16 protein-coding genes and 1 pseudogene are annotated in these 16,413 nt (G+C 66.6%); 1 reads left to right on the top strand and 16 read right to left on the bottom strand.

Going from position 1 to position 16,413, the window contains the following annotated elements; genetic code table 11:
- Positions 1-31: 31 nt before the first annotated feature.
- From E4191_RS19850 to E4191_RS19795, 12 genes and pseudogenes are all read right to left on the bottom strand, one after another.
- Positions 32-678, bottom strand: a pseudogene (locus E4191_RS19850) (ThuA domain-containing protein).
- Positions 675-1,778, bottom strand: coding sequence for a Gfo/Idh/MocA family protein (locus E4191_RS19845; protein ID WP_139616122.1), 1,104 nt, complete (start codon positions 1,776-1,778; stop codon positions 675-677). Before E4191_RS19845 ends, E4191_RS19850 begins: the two are co-directional and overlap by 4 nt.
- Complete coding sequence (locus E4191_RS19840) at positions 1,775-2,785, bottom strand: ABC transporter ATP-binding protein (protein WP_139616121.1); 1,011 nt, start codon at positions 2,783-2,785, stop codon at positions 1,775-1,777. Before E4191_RS19840 ends, E4191_RS19845 begins: the two co-directional genes overlap by 4 nt.
- Positions 2,778-4,421 (bottom strand): glycoside hydrolase family 43 protein, encoded by a 1,644-nt coding sequence (locus tag E4191_RS19835; protein ID WP_139616120.1) that lies wholly within the window; start codon positions 4,419-4,421, stop codon positions 2,778-2,780. Before E4191_RS19835 ends, E4191_RS19840 begins: the two co-directional genes overlap by 8 nt.
- A gap of 4 nt (positions 4,422-4,425) precedes the next feature.
- Positions 4,426-5,256, bottom strand: a complete 831-nt coding sequence (locus E4191_RS19830) for a carbohydrate ABC transporter permease (RefSeq protein ID WP_135816377.1) — start codon at positions 5,254-5,256, stop codon at positions 4,426-4,428.
- Complete coding sequence (locus E4191_RS19825) at positions 5,253-6,176, bottom strand: carbohydrate ABC transporter permease (protein WP_139616119.1); 924 nt, start codon at positions 6,174-6,176, stop codon at positions 5,253-5,255. Before E4191_RS19825 ends, E4191_RS19830 begins: the two co-directional genes overlap by 4 nt.
- Positions 6,177-6,255: 79 nt before the next feature.
- On the bottom strand, positions 6,256-7,518 hold the full coding sequence (locus tag E4191_RS19820) for an ABC transporter substrate-binding protein (RefSeq protein WP_139616118.1): 1,263 nt from the start codon (positions 7,516-7,518) through the stop codon (positions 6,256-6,258).
- A 125-nt stretch (positions 7,519-7,643) separates the two neighbouring features.
- Positions 7,644-7,925, bottom strand: coding sequence for a type 1 periplasmic-binding domain-containing protein (locus E4191_RS19815; protein WP_139616117.1), 282 nt, complete (start codon positions 7,923-7,925; stop codon positions 7,644-7,646).
- A 138-nt stretch (positions 7,926-8,063) separates the two neighbouring features.
- Complete coding sequence (locus E4191_RS19810; RefSeq protein ID WP_456320286.1) at positions 8,064-9,251, bottom strand: Hint domain-containing protein; 1,188 nt, start codon at positions 9,249-9,251, stop codon at positions 8,064-8,066.
- A complete protein-coding gene (locus E4191_RS19805) occupies positions 9,252-10,001 on the bottom strand; it encodes a calcium-binding protein (protein WP_176562821.1) in 750 nt (249 codons plus the stop codon).
- A 126-nt stretch (positions 10,002-10,127) separates the two neighbouring features.
- Positions 10,128-10,442, bottom strand: a complete 315-nt coding sequence (locus tag E4191_RS19800; RefSeq protein ID WP_139616114.1) for a hypothetical protein — start codon at positions 10,440-10,442, stop codon at positions 10,128-10,130.
- A gap of 140 nt (positions 10,443-10,582) precedes the next feature.
- A complete protein-coding gene (locus E4191_RS19795; RefSeq protein ID WP_139616113.1) occupies positions 10,583-11,488 on the bottom strand; it encodes an extracellular catalytic domain type 1 short-chain-length polyhydroxyalkanoate depolymerase in 906 nt (301 codons plus the stop codon).
- 161 nt (positions 11,489-11,649) lie between these two features.
- On the opposite strand from E4191_RS19795, the gene E4191_RS19790 reads away from it, so the two are divergent.
- Complete coding sequence (locus E4191_RS19790; protein ID WP_139616112.1) at positions 11,650-11,898, top strand: DUF2188 domain-containing protein; 249 nt, start codon at positions 11,650-11,652, stop codon at positions 11,896-11,898.
- Positions 11,899-11,936: 38 nt separating this feature from the next.
- On the opposite strand, the gene E4191_RS19785 is transcribed toward E4191_RS19790, so the two are convergent.
- The 4 genes from E4191_RS19785 to E4191_RS19770 all read right to left on the bottom strand — a co-directional run bounded on the left by E4191_RS19785 (position 11,937) and on the right by E4191_RS19770 (position 16,352).
- Entirely contained in the window at positions 11,937-13,049 is a 1,113-nt protein-coding gene (locus E4191_RS19785) for an NAD(P)/FAD-dependent oxidoreductase (RefSeq protein ID WP_139616111.1), read from the bottom strand.
- Entirely contained in the window at positions 13,046-13,774 is a 729-nt protein-coding gene (locus E4191_RS19780; RefSeq protein WP_139616110.1) for a methyltransferase domain-containing protein, read from the bottom strand. Before E4191_RS19780 ends, E4191_RS19785 begins: the two co-directional genes overlap by 4 nt.
- The gene (locus E4191_RS19775) at positions 13,774-14,595 is read right to left on the bottom strand and encodes a type III polyketide synthase (RefSeq protein ID WP_331459673.1); all 822 of its coding nucleotides are present in this window, start codon (positions 14,593-14,595) and stop codon (positions 13,774-13,776) included. Before E4191_RS19775 ends, E4191_RS19780 begins: the two co-directional genes overlap by 1 nt.
- 410 nt (positions 14,596-15,005) lie before the next feature.
- Positions 15,006-16,352 carry a DUF2254 domain-containing protein gene (locus E4191_RS19770; RefSeq protein WP_139616109.1) on the bottom strand — a complete coding sequence of 449 codons (1,347 nt, stop codon included), beginning with the start codon at positions 16,350-16,352 and terminating at the stop codon, positions 15,006-15,008.
- Between the last annotated feature and the right edge of the window lie 61 nt (positions 16,353-16,413).

The raw sequence follows: 16,413 nt of genomic DNA, 5'->3' as shown, positions 1-16,413 counted from the left end.
CAAGGGAAAGGGGCGGGTCCGGGCGGCGGCGTCAGCGCGCGGCCCAGACCAGCCCGCGTCGCAGGATCTGCTGCATCTGGGGGTGGTCGAATTCGGCCGCGACATGGCCGAGGGCGGAATAGAAGACGCGCGCCGCGCCATAGCGGTGCTTCCACACCACCGGCATCACGGTGCCCTTGGTCCAGGGGCGTGGGTGCCGTCGAAGGTGGTGGTGGCCAGCACCTCGATGCCCGGATCGACATGCAGGAAATACTGCTCCGAGCGATAGTCGAAATCCCCGATCCCGGCCATCACCGGATCGTCGGGCCGGGTGACCTGGACGCGATAGTCGATGATGTTGCCGGGATGGGCGACCCACTGGCCGCCGACCATGAACTGATAGGCGGGCTCCATGCGGAAGGCATCGGCCATGCCGCCGTGAAAGCCCCCCAGCCCGGTCCCGGCCTCGACGGCGGTGACCAGGTTCTGCACGGCCTCGGGCGCGACCTGCACCTGCGTGATCAACGGCACGATCAGGTCGTGGCGGCCCAGATCATCGCTGCGCAGGATATCGGTGCCTTGGGCGCTGTGGACCGAGAATCCCTCCTCGGTCAGCATCCGCTCGACGATGCGGGTGCAGGCTTCGGGCTCGTGCCCCTCCCATCCGCCCCAAAAGATCAGTGCTGATTTGCGGCTCATGCGACCTCCTCCGTACGGGTCAGGGGGGCGTCCGGGGCCAGCGCCTCGGGACGGGTGCAGCTGGTCGCCAGGGTCACGGCCTGTCCGGTCCGGGCCGAATCCAGCAGCGAGGTGATCACGTCGAGGACATGCAGCGCCAGATCGCCGCTGGCGCGATGCGGGCGGTCCTGAAGGATCGCCCCGGCCATGTCGGCCAGCCCCAGCCCGCGGTAATTGCCGTCGCCATGGGGATGGCTGGTGGCCTGCGGCTGCCAGCCCTTGTCCGACAGCTCGACCGTGCCGTCGAAGCGGTTGGGATCGGGGATCCGCAGCGAGCCTTCGGTGCCGTACAGCTCCAGCGGCGCGTGGCCATGGGCCTGCACGTCGAAGCTGGTGGCGATCTGGATCAGGGCGCCGCCCTCGAACTCCATGACGCCCGCCACATGGGTCAGGGCATCGACATCGACCGACTGCCCGGCGCGGGGCCCGGTGGCGATCACCCGGCGGTCATGGGCGCGGCTGGCCAGCGCGTTGACCCGGCGCACCGGGCCCAGCAGGTTCACCATCGCGGTGATGTAATAGGGGCCCATGTCGAACAGCGGCCCCGCGCCCGGTCCCTGGTAGTAGAAATCGGGATTGGGATGCCAGCGTTCATGCCCCGCCAGCATCAGGGTGGCCGTGCCCGCGACGGGCCGGCCGATCCGGCCCGCATCGAGCAGCGCCCGCGCCGTCTGATGCGATCCGCCCAGGAACGTGTCCGGCGCGCAGCCCAAGCGCAGGCCCCGCTCGGCCGCCATGTCGGCCAGCCTGCGGCCATCGGCCAGGCTGACGGCCAGCGGCTTTTCGGAATAGACGTGCTTTCCGGCCCGCAGCGCGGCCAGCCCGACCTGCAGATGGGCTGCCGGAACGGTCAGGTTCAGCACCACGTCGATATCGTCGCGCGCCAGCAGCGCCTCGGGCGTCAGGGCGTCGATGCCATGGGCCTGCGCCTTGGCCTCTGCCGCCTCCCTGCGCAGATCCGCGACCGCGCGCAGGGCCAGCTGCGGAAACAGCGCGGCGTTCTGCAGATAGATGTCGCTGATCACGCCGCAGCCGATGATGCCAAGTCCAAGGGGGGTCATGAGGGGTCCTCCATGCGCATTCCCGCATCGTCGAACAGGTGCAGGTTCTGGGGTTCGGGGGTCAGGAACAGGGTCTCGCCCGCCTTCATCCGCTGGTTGCCGGGCAGGCGCACGGTGACGTCGCCCACCTGATCGACCTTGGCATAGACCACCGTGTCGGCGCCCAAGGTCTCGACCACCTGCGCCTTGGCGGTCCAGGTGCCGACCGAGGACGAGACGCCGATATGTTCGGGGCGGATGCCCACCTGCGCCACGTCCGCCCGCCCGATCGCCGTGCCCGGCAGCAGGTTCATGCGCGGAGAGCCGATGAAGCCCGCGACGAAAGCCGTCTGCGGACGGTCATAGACATCCATCGGCGCACCCACCTGCTCGATCCGGCCCGCCTTCATCACCACGATCTGGTCGGCCAGCGTCATCGCCTCGACCTGATCATGGGTGACATAGATCATCGTTGCGTCCAGCGACTGGTGCAGCTGCGCCAGCTCGACCCGCATCTGGGTGCGCAGGGCGGCGTCCAGGTTGGACAGCGGCTCGTCGAACAGGAACACCTGAGGCTGGCGCACGATGGACCGGCCGATGGCCACGCGCTGGCGCTGCCCGCCAGACAGCTGGCTGGGCTTGCGGTCCAGGTAATCCTCCAGCGCCAGGATGCGGGCGGCCTCGGTCACGCGGGCCTTGCGTTCCGCTGCAGGGACCTTGGCCAGCCGCAGTCCGAAATCGATGTTCTGCGCGACGGTCATGTGCGGATAAAGCGCATAGGACTGGAACACCATCGAGATGCCGCGCTTGGACGGCTCCTCGAAGGTCACGTCCTTGCCGCCGATCCGGACCTGTCCGCCCGAGGGCATCTCGAGCCCCGAGATGATGCGCAGAAGCGTGGACTTGCCGCAGCCCGAGGGGCCGACCAGCACGGTGAAGGACCCATTGGGAACCGTCAGGTTCAGGTCGGGCAGGACCGTCAGCCCGCCGAAGGACTTGGAGATGTTGTGCAGCGTGACTTCAGCCATGATCGCGCCCCGCATAGCGGAAGTTCAGGACATCGGCGGGCCGTCCCCGCCCCGAGGTGTCATGCGCGCAGACCCCCACGAAGGCGCCAGTGAAGTTGTTGCCCGGCCCGTTGCCCGCCTCGTCCGAGATGGCGGACTGGTCCAGCGCGATGCCCAGATCGGTCCAGTCGCCATCCGTCGCATAACGGAACCGCAGCACCGCGCCGTCCACGTCGCAGCCAAGCCGGATCGTGCCGGTCGCGGGCAGCGGGATCTGGTCGATGGGATAGCTGACCCGCGCATCCGGCCAGTCGGCAGCGCAGCTGTAGACGGTCAGCACCCGCGCGCCGTCGTCATTCGCGGTGACGGCCAGATAGTGGAACTTGAACCGCCCGTACCAGGCGATCAGCCCGGCGAAATGCTGGTAATCGCCGGGGGTCATGTCCAGCTCGGTCTCGGCGGTGAAGGCCAGATGCTGCTGGCGGCGCGCGACCAGCGCATGATCGAACTGAGAGCCCGGCGATTCCCGCCCGAAGAGGCGCAGCGCGCCCGGACGCTCGGTCAGCGAGAACAGGCGCTCGGGATGCGGGGTCCGCAGCCATTGCAGGTCGATGGGCAGCCCTTGGGGCGAGAACGCGACCAGTTCGGGCGCGGGGTCGAAGGGGTGGTCGGGTAGGTCCGGGGCGGGTGCCGTGTCGGCGGGCGCATTGCCGCCATGGGCCAGACGGGGAAATTCGCCCGGCGCCCAGATCAGCTTCTGGATCGCCGTCTCGCGTCCCAAGGGGGACCGGCGCACGTCATCGGCATGGATACCTCCCGTGCCCGTCGGCAGCGTGCGCGTCTCGGGCAGCGGGCGCGAGCACAGATGGACCATGTAATGCTGGCCGTCGCGCGTTTCCACGATGTCTGCATGGCCGGTGCGCTGCAGCAGCCCGTCGGTGCCGCGCGCGGTCAGGATGTGCTTGGCGGGGTCGGTCTCGTACGGTCCGAACAGGTCGCGCGACCGGGCCATGGTCACCGCATGGTCATAGCCGGTGCCGCCTTCTGCGGTCAGCAGGTAATACCAGCCGTCGCGCAGATACAGATGCGGCCCCTCGGTCAGCTTCAGATCGGTGCCGCGATAGATGTTGCGGACCGGGCCGGTGAGCGCGCGATCCTCGACCGAATATTCCTGCATGACGATGCCGCCGAAACGGTCGCCGCCGGTCTTGTTGTGGTCCCAGATCATGTTCATCAGCCATTTGCGGCCGTCCTGATCGTGAAACAGCGAGGGATCGAAGCCCGACGAGTTCAGATAGACCGGATCGGACCACGGCCCCTCGATGGCGGGGGCGGTGACCAGATAGTTGTGGCTGTCCTTCCACGCGCCGTCGCGGCGCTTCACGTCGGAATAGATCAGCCAGAACAGCCCGTCCGCATGGGTCAGGCAGGGCGCCCAGACCCCGCCGCTGTCGGGATCGCCGCGCAGGTCCAGCTGCGCGGCCCGGTCCAGCGGGCGCTTGACCAGCTGCCAGTGCCGCAGGTCGCGCGAATGGTGGATCTGCACGCCCGGATACCATTCGAAGGTTGAGGTCGCGATGTAATAGTCGTCGCCCACCCGGACGATCGAGGGGTCGGGGTTGAAACCGGGAAGGATCGGGTTCTGGATCAGGCTCATGTCGTCATCCTTTGACGGCGCCACCGGTCAGGCCGGCGACGATGTATTTCTGGGCGGCGAGGAAGAAGACGATCGCGGGCAGGATCGTCAGGGTCACGAAGGCCAGCGTCAGGTTCCACTGGGTCACGTATTCGCCCCGGAACTGCATCATCCCCAGGGGCCAGGTGAACACCTCGCGCGAGTTCAGCACGACCAGCGGCAGCAGGAAGTTGTTCCAGCTCTGCACGAAGACGAAGGTGCCCACCGTCGCCAGGATCGGCGCCGACAGCGGCAGGGTGAAGCGCCAGAAGAACCGCACATAGCCGCAGCCGTCGATATAGGCGGCCTCGAACAGCTCCTTGGGCAGTTGCGCGAAGAAGGTGCGGAACAGCAGGATCGCCAGCGACAGGCTGAAGGCCGTCTGCGGCAGGATGACCGCCCACCAGGTGTCCAGAAGGCCCATGTCGCGGACCTTGATGAACAAGGGCAGGATCGCCGTCGCGAAGGGAAACATCAGCCCCAGCAGCACATAGGAGAACAGCATCCGCGAGCCGAAGAACCTGATCTGCGCGAAGACATAGGCCGCCGCCGCCCCGGTGATCAGCGTCAGCACCACCGACCCGATCGAGATCACCAGCGAATTGCCCAGGTAGCGCCAGAAGGCCGGGTCCGACAGGATCGAGCCGTAGAACTGGGTGTTCCAGATCGCGGGCAGGCCCAGGGCGTTGGTGCGGATCTCGGCATTGGTCTTGAAGCCGCCCAGCACGGTGGCCAGCATCGGCGCCAGCACGAAGCTGGCGACGATGCACAGGAAGGCCAGCCGCAGCAGGTTGCGGGCCAGATGTCCGCGGGTCATGCCTCGGTCCTCTTCATGAAGATGCGCTGGTAGAAGATCGCGACCGTCACGGCGCCCACGAACAGGATCACCCCCACCGCGCTGCCGAAGCCGATGTTCAGGCGGGTCAGCCCGAAGGTGTAGAGATAGGTGACGATGGTGTGGGTCTGGTTGGACGGCCCGCCATTGGTCAGCGGAATGATGACGTCGAAGACCTGCAGCGCGCCGATGATGGCAAAGAAGGCGCTGACCGCGATCGCAGGCTTGATATGTGGGATCTGGACATAGCGGACCACCTGCGTACGGCGCGCGCCCTCGATCCGGGCGGCCTCGATCTGGTCCTCGGGGACGCTCTGCAGGGCGGCGATGTAGATCATCATGTGGAAGCCGAAATACTTCCACACGATCACCGTCATGATCGCCGCGAAGGCCCAGTCCGGGTCCGACAGGATGAAGACGTTCTCGAACCCCAGGGATTGCGCGATCGAGGCGGTGACGCCGTAATTGCCGTCGAAGACGAAGCTCCAGATCAGGCCCGCCGCCACTTCGGCCAGAATGTAGGGCAGGAAGAAGACCAGCCGGAACAGCGCGTTGGTGGGGGTCTTTTTGTAGATCAGCAGCGCCAGGAACAGCGCCAGCGGCATCTGCACCACCAGCGAGATCGCGACGATCTTCAGCGTGTTCCCGGCGGCGGTGTGAAAGACCGAATGGCCCAGGATCCGTTCATAGTTGTCCAGGCCCACGAAATCCTCGGGCGCGCCGTAGCCGTTCCAGTTGAAGAACGAGAACCACGCGGATTCGCCCAAAGGCAGCATCACAAACAGGGTGAACAGGATCAGCGCGGGCGGCAGCAGGATCAAGACCGCCGTGACGCGGCCGTTCGACATGGCCCGGCGCAGGCGCGCGCGAGCGGACAGTCTGGGGTCGGCGGCATGGGTCATGCCACGCTCCTTTCGGGGGATCGGGACGATGGGGCGATGCGCGGCCCGGAGGGGCGCGCGCATCGCCGGAGGGTGCGCCTCAGCGGAAGTCCCAGGCCTCCTGGACCTGCGCTGCGGCATCCTCGGGGGCCATCACGCCCTGTGCCAGATCTGCCGAGATGTCGTTGATCGTGGCGCCCACCGAGGCCCCCAGGAACTGGTCGAGGAAGATCTGGTGGAAGCTGCTGGCCGCGATATGGTCGGCGACCTCGATGAAGAACGGATTGTCCATCTGGTCGGCGGTGCCTTCCGCGATGGGGATGAACAGCTCCTGCCGGCCGGCCTCGCGCTGGTTCTCGGCATTCATCATGAAGGCCAGGAAGGCGACCGCCTCGGGCTCGGCCGAATTGGACACCGCCCAGCCATTGATGCCGCCAAGCGTGGCCGCCTCGCCGCCCGCCGCGACCGGATCGGCCAGGGTGGGAAAGCTGAGGATCGCCAGCTGGTCGTCGGGCAGCCCCTCGCCGCTGGTCGAGCGTTCGCGCATGGGCAGGTAGTCCCAGTCCCCCATCAGGTGGAAGGCGCCCGCACCGTCCGCGAACATGCCGCTGGCGGTCTCGTAGGTGGTGGCGATGTAGCCGGGCTGGAACGGCTCCATCTCGGTCAGGCGCTGGAATTCGCGGCCCGCCTCGACGAAGGCCTCGTTCTCGAAGCCGCCATTCTCGCCCGCCATCGCGTCGGTGATGACCGAGGGGCCGCCCTCGCGCAGCGCCAGATAGCTCCAGTAGAAATGCAGCGGCCATTTGTCCTGGCCCCCGGCGACGATCGGGGTCACGCCCGCATCCTTCAGGGTCTGCACGGCGGCCAGGAAATCGTCCCAGCTTTCGATCGCGTCGATGTCGACCCCGGCCTGGTCGGTCAGCGCCGTATTGGTCCAGAAGACCACCTCGGTCGCATATTGCGGCAGGCCGTACAGCTGGTCCTCGACCATGTAGGCCTGCAGCCCCGCCTCGGGGATGGTGTCGGCGAAGCCCTCAGGCAGCAGGGCGTCGATGGGTTGCAGGAAGCCCGCCTCGACCTGCTCGACCACGGTCTGCCCGCCCCAGCTGTAGAAGATGTCGGGCCGCGCCTCGGATTGCAGCAGCGTCGGCAGCCGCGACTTGTAGGCCTCGTTGGCGACATATTCGAAGCTGACGGTGACGCCCTCGTTCTGGGCCTCGAACGCCTCGGCGATCTGTTCCAGATAGGCCTGCTGTTCGTCATTCACCGTGACGCGCAGCACGGTGATCTCTGTCTGGGCCTGCGACGCCCCGGCGGTCATGGCAGACAGCGCCGCGGCCAAGGCCAAGCTTGGATATTTCATGGTTCCCTCCCTTTCGCCAGCTCCTCAACCGGCGCATCCCCTGACGAAGAATCATCAAGTCTGACGAACGTACGTCAAATACACCCATGCCGCAATGCGATCTTGGGCGTGTCCAGGGGCGGGGATCAAGGCAGATTGTCGCGCAGGACCACCTCGATGCCAATCCGCCCGGCATCGGGATCGGGATCGACCAGCATGCCGCTGACTAGCGCCGGTAGAAGGCCCACGGCGGTGGTGATCTCGCGCCGCCTGTCTTGGAAAATGACGGCGTCGAAGACCCCCTCCGGCAGTGCCTTCAGCGAATGCTGCGTCAGTTCGCGCACGACCACCGCCGGTGCGCGGGCCAGCCCCGCCACGCCATCCGTCGCCTGCGGGTCGACGTCGCCGCCCTGGCGGGCGCCCTGCATAACCTAGACCAAAACACGTGACGCCAGGGAAATGCGTCGGCCCGGTGGGCGATCCGGGGTGCAGACCGACCGCAGCCCCGTCCTTGGCGCCCAACGGCGAACCTGCCCGACCTGGATCGCCTTGCTGCCGACGATGGTTCAGGACGCGTAGAGCGCGACCTGGTTCTTCTGGTGGCGCTTGGCCAAGGTGCGGCCCATGCGGCCGGTCACGAAGGTCCGGGCCGGGGTGAAGGTCGCGTCCTGAAGTTGGGGCAGCAGCTCCATGATCTCGCGGCGGCTCTCGTCGCTGACGCTCTTGAGCGCCTCGGGCCCGGTGAACAGGCTTTCGGTCGTCGCGCCCTCCGAGCGGATCACCTGATGGGTCTTGAACATCACGTGCCAGTAATCGACCGGCCGCCGGTCGTCGATCACCGCGATCCCCTCGGTGCCCACCAGATGCTTGGCGGCGACCAGGACCTCGACCTGGCCGAACATCCTCTCGGCAATGCGCGAGCGGATCAGGATCCGGTGCTGCGGCGAGACCGTCAGATCGCGATGCGGCAGGCCCCGGCCCAAGGTACTCGCGGGGATCCTGACCGGCTGCAGATGCGGTCGTGCCTTCAGTTTGTCGGCCGACAGGGTGCGGTGACCGATCCACAGGATCGGCTGCGCCCCGGCATCCAGCGTCACCGCAAGATCGCCCTGCGCCAGATCCTCGATGGCGACCTCTCCGCGCGGGGTCAGGATCCGCGTGCCCCGGGTGAAGCAGGTGACGCCGGTGTTCTCGGCAGTGAAGTCCTCGACCTCGGTGTCGAGGAAGGCGATGCCGCCGCTGCCGTTGACCAGCAGCGACTCCTTGCCGTCATACGAGAGGCTGCGGCCCGCGAGGTTGGTCGTGTTGGACTGGTTCAGGATCCCGTCATCCGCGAAATCCGCGCGCAGCTGCGACAGGTTCTGGTAGTACATGCTCAGGTCGATGAAGTCGTTGTTCGTCGGGTCGCCGTCATCCAGCGTCCCGGTATTGCCGGCGTTGAAATCGGTGATCGTGTCGACATGGCCGTCGACCGTATAGTGGAAGACGTCATTGCCCGCGCCGCCGGTCAGCGTATCGGCGCCATCGCCGCCGATCAGGGTGTCGTTGCCCGCGCCGCCATACAGGCGATCATGTCCGTTTCCGCCGCTCAGGTGGTCGTCGCCCTCACCCCCGTCAATCGTATCGCGCCCGGCGCCGCCGTGCAGCATGTCATCGTCATCGCCTCCCATCAGAAGGTCGTTGCCGCTGCCGCCAATCAGCGTGTCATTGCCGCTGCCACCTTGCAAGGTGTCGTTGCCCGTCCCGCCGTCCAGCTAGTCATCCCCCGCGCCGCCGATCAGGCTGTCGTTGCCCGCGCCGCCGTAAAGGCCATCGTCCCCCGCGCCGCCGTCCAGCGTGTCTTGGCCCGCGCCGCCATACAGGTCGTCATTCCCGTCCATCCCCAGGATCGTGCCCGAAACGTCCGACAGCGTCAGGTTGTCCCCGTTCGAGCCGCCGATGATGTTCTCGAAGCCCGAGACGACGTCGCCATCGGCCTCTCCGCCAAGGACGGTGTTGGTGGCCAGATTGACGGTGATCCCGGCGGCGGCGGTGGAATAGTCCAGCGTGTCGGTGCCGGCGCCACCCTCCAGCATGTCCGCGCCGAGGCCGCCCCGGATGGTGTCATCTCCGGCCCCGCCGTCGATATGATCGTTGCCGTCGCCGCCGATCAGCAGGTCATTGCCATCCCCGCCCAGCAGCCGGTCATGGCCCGCCCCTCCGATCAGCGTGTCGTTGCCCGCCCCGCCGGACAGCGTGTCGTTGCCGTCGCCGCCGTCGATCAGGTCGTCGCCGCCTCTGCCGCTCAGGCTGTCATGGCCCGTGCCGCCCTGCAGGATGTCGCTCACCTCGGTCGTCACGTTGTAGTTGCCATTGAGGTTGATCTTAACGTCATCGCCAGCCGGGCTGAAATCCAGCTCCCGCGTCTGGATCGAGCGGATGTTGATGTCGCCCACGCTGTCGTCCAGCGCCGCGAAATAGCGGGTCGGCCCGCCCCCGGACAGCGGCACCGCGCGGATGAACACGATGTTCGACGTTCCGCCGTCGCCGGTGACGGTCGTGGTCGCTCCCGACCCGCTGGTCAGAGTGACCGGTTCGCCCGATTCGTCCGGGGCGACGAGGATGATCTTGTAGGCGACCCCCCCCGACCGTCAGGATCCCGCCATCCGAATCCGTGTCGTTCCGTTCGTGGTGCTGTAGGTCGTATGACTGGCGATGCCGGACAGCTCGATCAGGTCGTGATTGAAGGGCATGATGTTATCGTGGCTGGAAGGGTGAAATAATGATGACCAATCATTTAACAGAAGTACCCTTCCGTTCTTTAAATAGACGCCTTCACTTTGTTTAAAAATATATAAACTTATTATCGAAGATAATGTTTGCGGGATGACTGCGCGAGCTGCGGCAATATCCTGATGGTATTTATGCCCTTGGCCGATGAATACGGCCTGCTGCGCAGCGCGCATATCCTGCGCTGGATCGGCAGATAAATACCAATCCCCACAAAATGATTAATGGGCGTCAATTTCGACCTCGCCCGTGGACCGGCGAAAAGCCGATCCCGCCGGGTCAGCACCCCGGGCATGGCAAGCCCATAACCGACCGGTTATTTCGTCAGGCCCCAGGCATCCGCGATCACCCGCGTCGACGAGATGCCGACCTCCAGCATGTAGGCGCCCTCGCGGCCCAGGCCCTTGGCGCCTGCCGCGCCGATGGGCGTGCCGTGGTCCATCCCCTCCACGAGGATCTCGTCGATCAGCACGCGTCCGTCGGCATCGCACCAGGTCTGGCGCGTGAAACCCTCATGCTGCTCGACCGAGTCCGGGGGGCCGTCGACCTGATGGATCTGCTGCCACTGCCGGACGATCGAATCCGCGTTCGACATGTGGACCGTCCGGTCCCGCGCCCCGTGCCAGACCGAGATCGTGGGCCACGGCCCGGTATTGCCCGATGCCGCACGGACCAAGGCTGTCAGCTGCCGGTCCGACGGGCCGCTGTAGCCCTTCATGCGATAGATGGCCTGCATCACCGTGTTCGCGGTGCGATAGGGCAGCCCCGCGATGATGGCGCCCCCGGCAAAGACCTCGGGATAGGTGGCCAGCATCACCGAGGTCATGGCACCGCCCGAGGACAGCCCGGTGATGAAGACCCGCGCCGGGTCTATGACATGTTCGGTGACCACGTCGTTGATCATGTGGCGGATGGACAAGGGCTCTCCTTCGCCGCGACCGCTGTCGCCGCGCCGGAACCAGTTGAAGGCGCCCTTGAAGTTGTTGGCGATCCGCTGTTCGGGAAACAGCAGGGCGATGCCGTATTCGTCCGCCAGCTCGGACCAGCCCGACCCGCCGTCATAGCCTTCGGCCGATTGGGTGCTGCCATGCAGGACGACGACCAGCGGACCGCCCGGCTGAAAGCCGTCCGGGATGTAGGTGTTGGCCAGCAACCTGCCGGGATTCGTGCCGAAGGCCACCAGCGGTGTCAGGCGGTCGGGATGATCGGATGATGTCGGCATAAGCGCTCCTTTGCCGGAGCCACGCTTTGGCTTCAGCAGCCGAACGGCCGCCCGGGGCGCGTGGTTCCGTCGCGCCGCCCATTGAGCGTCTCGGGTCTGCCGGAACAAAGAGGGGGCCGCCGCTCTTTGCCCTGACACAGCATGCAAAGAGGCAGCGGAAGATGACCAAGATCGTGTATGAGATCGTCGAGCATGACGGGGGCTGGGCCTACAAGCTGGACGACGTGTTCTCCGAGACGTTCGACAGCAAGGAGCAGGCGACGGCGGCGGCGAATGACGTGGCGGCCCGCCAGCAGGTGTCAGGCGAGTCCGAGACCATCCAGTATCAGGACGAGGACGGTGTCTGGCGCGAGGAGGACGAGGCCGGGGATGACCGCCCCGACGTCGAGGTTCGCGACGCCAAGCCGTAGATCCTGAAGCGGAGGATGCCGAGAGGAGGCCCGCTGCTTTAGAAATGATCTTGAGGCACGTTCGGCAGCCGGGTCGCGGCTGCAACGCCGCGCATGGCCTGTGGCAGGTAGCGTGCCGCCGTCGAGAGGACAGCCTGCGCCCCGGGCCGGACGAGAAGCCGGGACAGCAGGGTGGCGCGGCCGACCGGACGGCGGACGTCGCGGGCGAAGGCGTGCTGGAAGTCGTCCGACGACCCCCCTGCGGCATAGCATCGGGCGGCAAGATCGGCGCTGTGCAGCGCCATGGAGATCCCGTTGCCCGCAAAGGACGGGATGACCGCCGCCTGATCCCCCAGGTACCACGCGCCATCGCTGTGAGGGCGCACGAAGCCGTAGGGCAGCGCGCTGATCGAGAGGGGCTTTTCTGCCAACGCCGTCGCGTCCTGCAGGCGTTCCCGCAGGATCGGGCCGGTCGCCATAAGGTGGTCCCACAACAGATCCCATGACCCGAACCGCGCGAACCGGCTCTTCCGGATCAGCAGGGACATGTTGGCGATATCGCCCTCCACGGGTTCAAGGCCGCAATAGCCCCCGGGAAACAGGTGCAGCTCGACCCGCCCCGCAAGGTCCCGGACCCGATCAGGTTCCAGGCGAAACCGCTGCTTGAAGCCGATCAGGTCGGACTGGCGGCCGGGGGGACGTTTCCACCCCCGAAGATCGTGCTTTCCGTTGGCCATGAAGACATCGCGCGCCGTGATCTGCCGGTCGTCGACCTCGACCTGCCACGCGCCGCGATCCTGTCGCACGGCGCGGACCTGCGATCCGCGACGGATGTCCACTCCGGCATCGGCGGCCAAGCCCAGCAGGGCCTCGTCAAGGTGGAACCGGGACAGGCTGACCGCGGGGAACGGCAGTGCTGCACATGCGACGGCGCGGTGGCGGATCAGGGCGACCGAAGAGATCGGCACCGCGCCCAGCTTCCCGGGATCGACGCCCATCCTCTTGAGATAAAAGATCGCTTCGTGGCTGAGAAATTCGCCGCAGACCTTCTGATGGGGGCCCTGCGAGCGTTCCAGCAGCAGCACGCTGTGCCCGGCGTCCCCCAGGCTTCGCGCCAGGGAGGCCCCGGCCGGTCCGCCCCCGACGACGACCGCGTCGTAGGTGGGCGTCATCGCGGCTTTACCCGCGAGACGCACAGCCGGAAGGGCACCCACCACCCAATATCGGCGCCCTCGACCCCCGCGGCGGCGAGCGAGTTCTGCCAATCCTTTCGCACGAAGCCGCGCGCGATGGAGACCGGGCCGTCATGCTGCACGAAGGGGTGCAGGCGCAGCAGCCGCGAGGCCTGCCTGAAGACGTGATACGGCACGGGGTGCCGATGCAGGTCGTTGACGAACCAGCCGATCCGGGCGGTCTCGTCCTGCCAGCGAAGGAAGCGCACCAGCATCTCGTCGGAGAAATGATGCGCGACAAGCGCGCTCAGCGAGATGTCGATCGGCTCGGCGGGCTGCAGGGCAAAGACGTCTCCGGTCTCCCAAGTGACAGGGATCCCGGCAGGGGTGGCCTCGGTCGCGGCCTTGGCGGACCAGGGGTTCAGGTCGATGCCTGTCAGTGTCACGGCGACCTTGTGCCGGTGCGCCCACTCCGCCACCGCCCGCAGCATGTCGCCATGCCCGTAGCCCACGTCCAGCACGTGCAGGGGCCGGTCCTTGGGGAAAAGATCCTTCCGATGGAGCGCGTCCAGAAAGGCCAGCGTCGGGCGATAGGCCAGCGTCATTCGGTTGACGCGCGCCAGGTCCGTCAGGCAGCCCCGGAACGTCTCGTAGTCACTCTCGCCATCCATCAGCTCGGGCGCCTGCGAGCGGCGGGAGAAGTCCTGGGCCGATCCGGTCCGCATCAGACGACGGTGAAGCGCATGGTTTCGGCGACGATGCCCGGGCCGAAGGCCATCCCGCAGCCGCGATGGTCGGGCCGGCTGTCGAGGTCGGCCATCATCGCCGCCAGAACGAACAGGACCGTGGCCGAGGACATGTTCCCGCAGGTCCGCAGCACCTCGCGCGAATGGGCCAAGGCCGCGTCAGGCAGATCGAAGGCCTGCTGCACCGCGTCCAGGACCGATCTGCCGCCGGGATGAACCGCCCACAAGTCGATGTCGTCGATGCGGCCATCGGGCAAGAAATCGTGCATCTGCTGGCCAAGCGACTGCGCGATGCTTCCCGGCACCTGCCCGGACAGAACCATGTCGAAGCCCTGATCGCCGATGGCCCAGGTGATGTGCCCGCTCGTGTCCGGCACCATTACGGATCTGAAGGAATCGAGCGCGATGCCCTCCCTGTCGGAACTGATGATCGCGGCCGCACAGCCGTCACCGAAGATCATGAACGACAGCACCTGCTCCAGATCGCCGGTATCCTGCAGATGCAGGGTGCACAGCTCCAGGCTGACCATCAGGACGCGGGCCTCGGGGTCGGACCTGACGATGTGCCGGGCCAGCTTGAGCCCGTTGATCGCGGCATAGCATCCCATGAAGCCGACCGATGTCCGTTCGATGGACCTGGGCAGATCGAACCGCTCCATCAGGTGGAAGTCCAGCCCCGGCGCCGACAGACCGGTGCAGGAGATGATGATCAGATGGGTGATGGCGGATGGCTGCGTGATCTGCAGGCCTTCGACGGCCCTGTCGGCCAGACCGGGGGCCGCGGCCTCGTACTGGTGCATGCGCCGCGCCGTCGTCGGAAACGCGCCGGGGACGTAGAACCCCCCTGATCGAGGGACGAGAACTCCCCGGCCTCGTCGGGCTTCAGGCAGGACCAGCGGTGATCGATCTGCGCGCGCCCGGCCATCCGCCGGAACAGGGCATGCCTGTTCTCCTGCTGCAGGATCCTCTCGGCAAAGCTCATGAAGGTCTTGTGCACGTCATGCTGGGGGACAGCCGTACTGATCCGGTTCAGATAGGCTGTGACCATGGCATCCTGCCCTTTATGTCCGCCCAGCCAAACCGGCTGCGCCCGCACATGTTCCCGGGACCAGAGGCCACGCGTCCAGAAGGACAATATGTCGCTTCCCGACACCCGGGGCTCGGGCGGCCATCGCCGCACCGATCCCCGTGGCCTCCCTGACGGCTTGCGTCAGCCGGATTCTTCTTCGTGCAGCGCCTCCCGTGCCGTCCGACCATGCTGTTCGATATCCTCCAGATCCGCAGGGTTCACGATGGCGCGCCGCGCATCGTCTAGGACGGCGTCCACCTGCTCGCGCAGAGCGGTGCGCTGCTCGGATGTGCGGATGCAGAACGAGATCGCGTGCATCGACTTCAGCAGCTGGATGATGACCAGCGGCACGCCCGTGCTGTTCTGTCGGATCTGGCTGAAGGAGGCGTTCAGCAGCAGGGCATAGGTCGGGCGGGGACAGATGACCCGCGGCTGGCCGTCCTCGTCCCGAAAGACCCCGGGCGGCACCGCCTTCCCCAGCAGCCGCGACCATGAAGCGGACAGTCGGTGAATGACCGCGACCGCCGTATAGGGATCGTTGATCCCCGGAGAGAGGGCCCGGACCGCGATCTCCACCAGATGGCGGATCGAGAATTCCAGATCCTGCGCGGGTGTCCGGTGCACGCCCAGTCTGATCGTCCCGGCGATCCGGCGCGCCAGATCCTGGGTGGACCTGTCATCGGGATAAATCCCGAAGCAACGCCCGTCCTGGACCGCGAAATTGCCCGCGCGCAGATGCAGTCCCACGATCACGTCATGCGATCTGGCCAGATCGGTCAGGCGCTCGAAATCGATGGCCTGCACGTATCCGGACCTTTCGGTGCCATGGAAGGCCGCGCGATCCGCGAAATCCGCGGGCAGCGCCGCTTCGGGGTCGTCCGCCTGACCAAGCGGCGGCAGCTGCGCGATCCCCTGGTCAAGCTCGTGGCCCACGGCCTTGATGAGGCTTTCCGAGATGATCGAGTTCGCCAGCACGTGGATGTAGAGGACCAGCAGCGCGACGCTGACGACGGTCAGCACTGTCGCGATCGTCACCGACAGATAGGCGGATGACGCGGCCTCGTCCTGCGACGCGAGGGACGCCAGCAGCAGCAGGCAGTAGATGATCGTCAGCACAAAGGCGCCCAGGACGAACTGCGTCTGAAGGCGCCCCATGAAGCTGCGGATCAGCCGCGGCCCGAACTGGCTGGCCGCCAGCGTCAGCACCACCATCGTGATCGAGAAGACCAGGCTGGCCATGGTGATCATCGAGGTGAGGATCGTGGCGAGGAAATCGCGTGCCTCGTCCGGCTGGCTGACATAGACTAGGCGGGGAAAGCTGTCGCCCGCGCCCTGGCCAAGCCGGGCGTCCGCCGCGATTGCCGCGATCACCAGGATTGGCGCCATCCCTCCCATCAGAGAGGGCAGGAACCACAGGCTGGTCCGGACGGAATCCCAGACCGCGCGGACGGCGCTTCCGCGCGGCAGGGCCAGGGTGCGGCGTGTCATGTCAGTCGTGGCACCCTTACGTTTTGACTATCTGCAGTGTCCCGCCCCTCGCGACCCCGAC

Origin of the sequence: Paracoccus liaowanqingii, assembly GCF_004683865.2 — a bacterium.
GTDB classification, from domain to species: Bacteria; Pseudomonadota; Alphaproteobacteria; order Rhodobacterales; family Rhodobacteraceae; genus Paracoccus; species Paracoccus liaowanqingii.
This window is presented reverse-complemented; position numbering and strand designations above follow the sequence as displayed.

Bases quoted from the DNA above. Each gene is read 5' to 3' on its own strand.
- E4191_RS19825 (WP_139616119.1), bottom strand. From the start codon at position 6,176: ATGACCCATGCCGCCGACCCCAGACTGTCCGCTCGCGCGCGCCTGCGC.
- E4191_RS19845 (WP_139616122.1), bottom strand. From the start codon at position 1,778: ATGACCCCCCTTGGACTTGGCATCATCGGCTGCGGCGTGATCAGCGAC.
- E4191_RS19775 (WP_331459673.1), bottom strand. From the start codon at position 14,595: ATGCACCAGTACGAGGCCGCGGCCCCCGGTCTGGCCGACAGGGCCGTC.
- E4191_RS19770 (WP_139616109.1), bottom strand. From the start codon at position 16,352: ATGACACGCCGCACCCTGGCCCTGCCGCGCGGAAGCGCCGTCCGCGCG.
- E4191_RS19835 (WP_139616120.1), bottom strand. From the start codon at position 4,421: ATGAGCCTGATCCAGAACCCGATCCTTCCCGGTTTCAACCCCGACCCC.
- E4191_RS19785 (WP_139616111.1), bottom strand. From the start codon at position 13,049: ATGACGCCCACCTACGACGCGGTCGTCGTCGGGGGCGGACCGGCCGGG.
- E4191_RS19780 (WP_139616110.1), bottom strand. From the start codon at position 13,774: ATGCGGACCGGATCGGCCCAGGACTTCTCCCGCCGCTCGCAGGCGCCC.
- E4191_RS19790 (WP_139616112.1), top strand. From the start codon at position 11,650: ATGACCAAGATCGTGTATGAGATCGTCGAGCATGACGGGGGCTGGGCC.
- E4191_RS19795 (WP_139616113.1), bottom strand. From the start codon at position 11,488: ATGCCGACATCATCCGATCATCCCGACCGCCTGACACCGCTGGTGGCC.
- E4191_RS19800 (WP_139616114.1), bottom strand. From the start codon at position 10,442: ATGCGCGCTGCGCAGCAGGCCGTATTCATCGGCCAAGGGCATAAATAC.
- E4191_RS19815 (WP_139616117.1), bottom strand. From the start codon at position 7,925: ATGCAGGGCGCCCGCCAGGGCGGCGACGTCGACCCGCAGGCGACGGAT.
- E4191_RS19840 (WP_139616121.1), bottom strand. From the start codon at position 2,785: ATGGCTGAAGTCACGCTGCACAACATCTCCAAGTCCTTCGGCGGGCTG.
- E4191_RS19820 (WP_139616118.1), bottom strand. From the start codon at position 7,518: ATGAAATATCCAAGCTTGGCCTTGGCCGCGGCGCTGTCTGCCATGACC.
- E4191_RS19830 (WP_135816377.1), bottom strand. From the start codon at position 5,256: ATGACCCGCGGACATCTGGCCCGCAACCTGCTGCGGCTGGCCTTCCTG.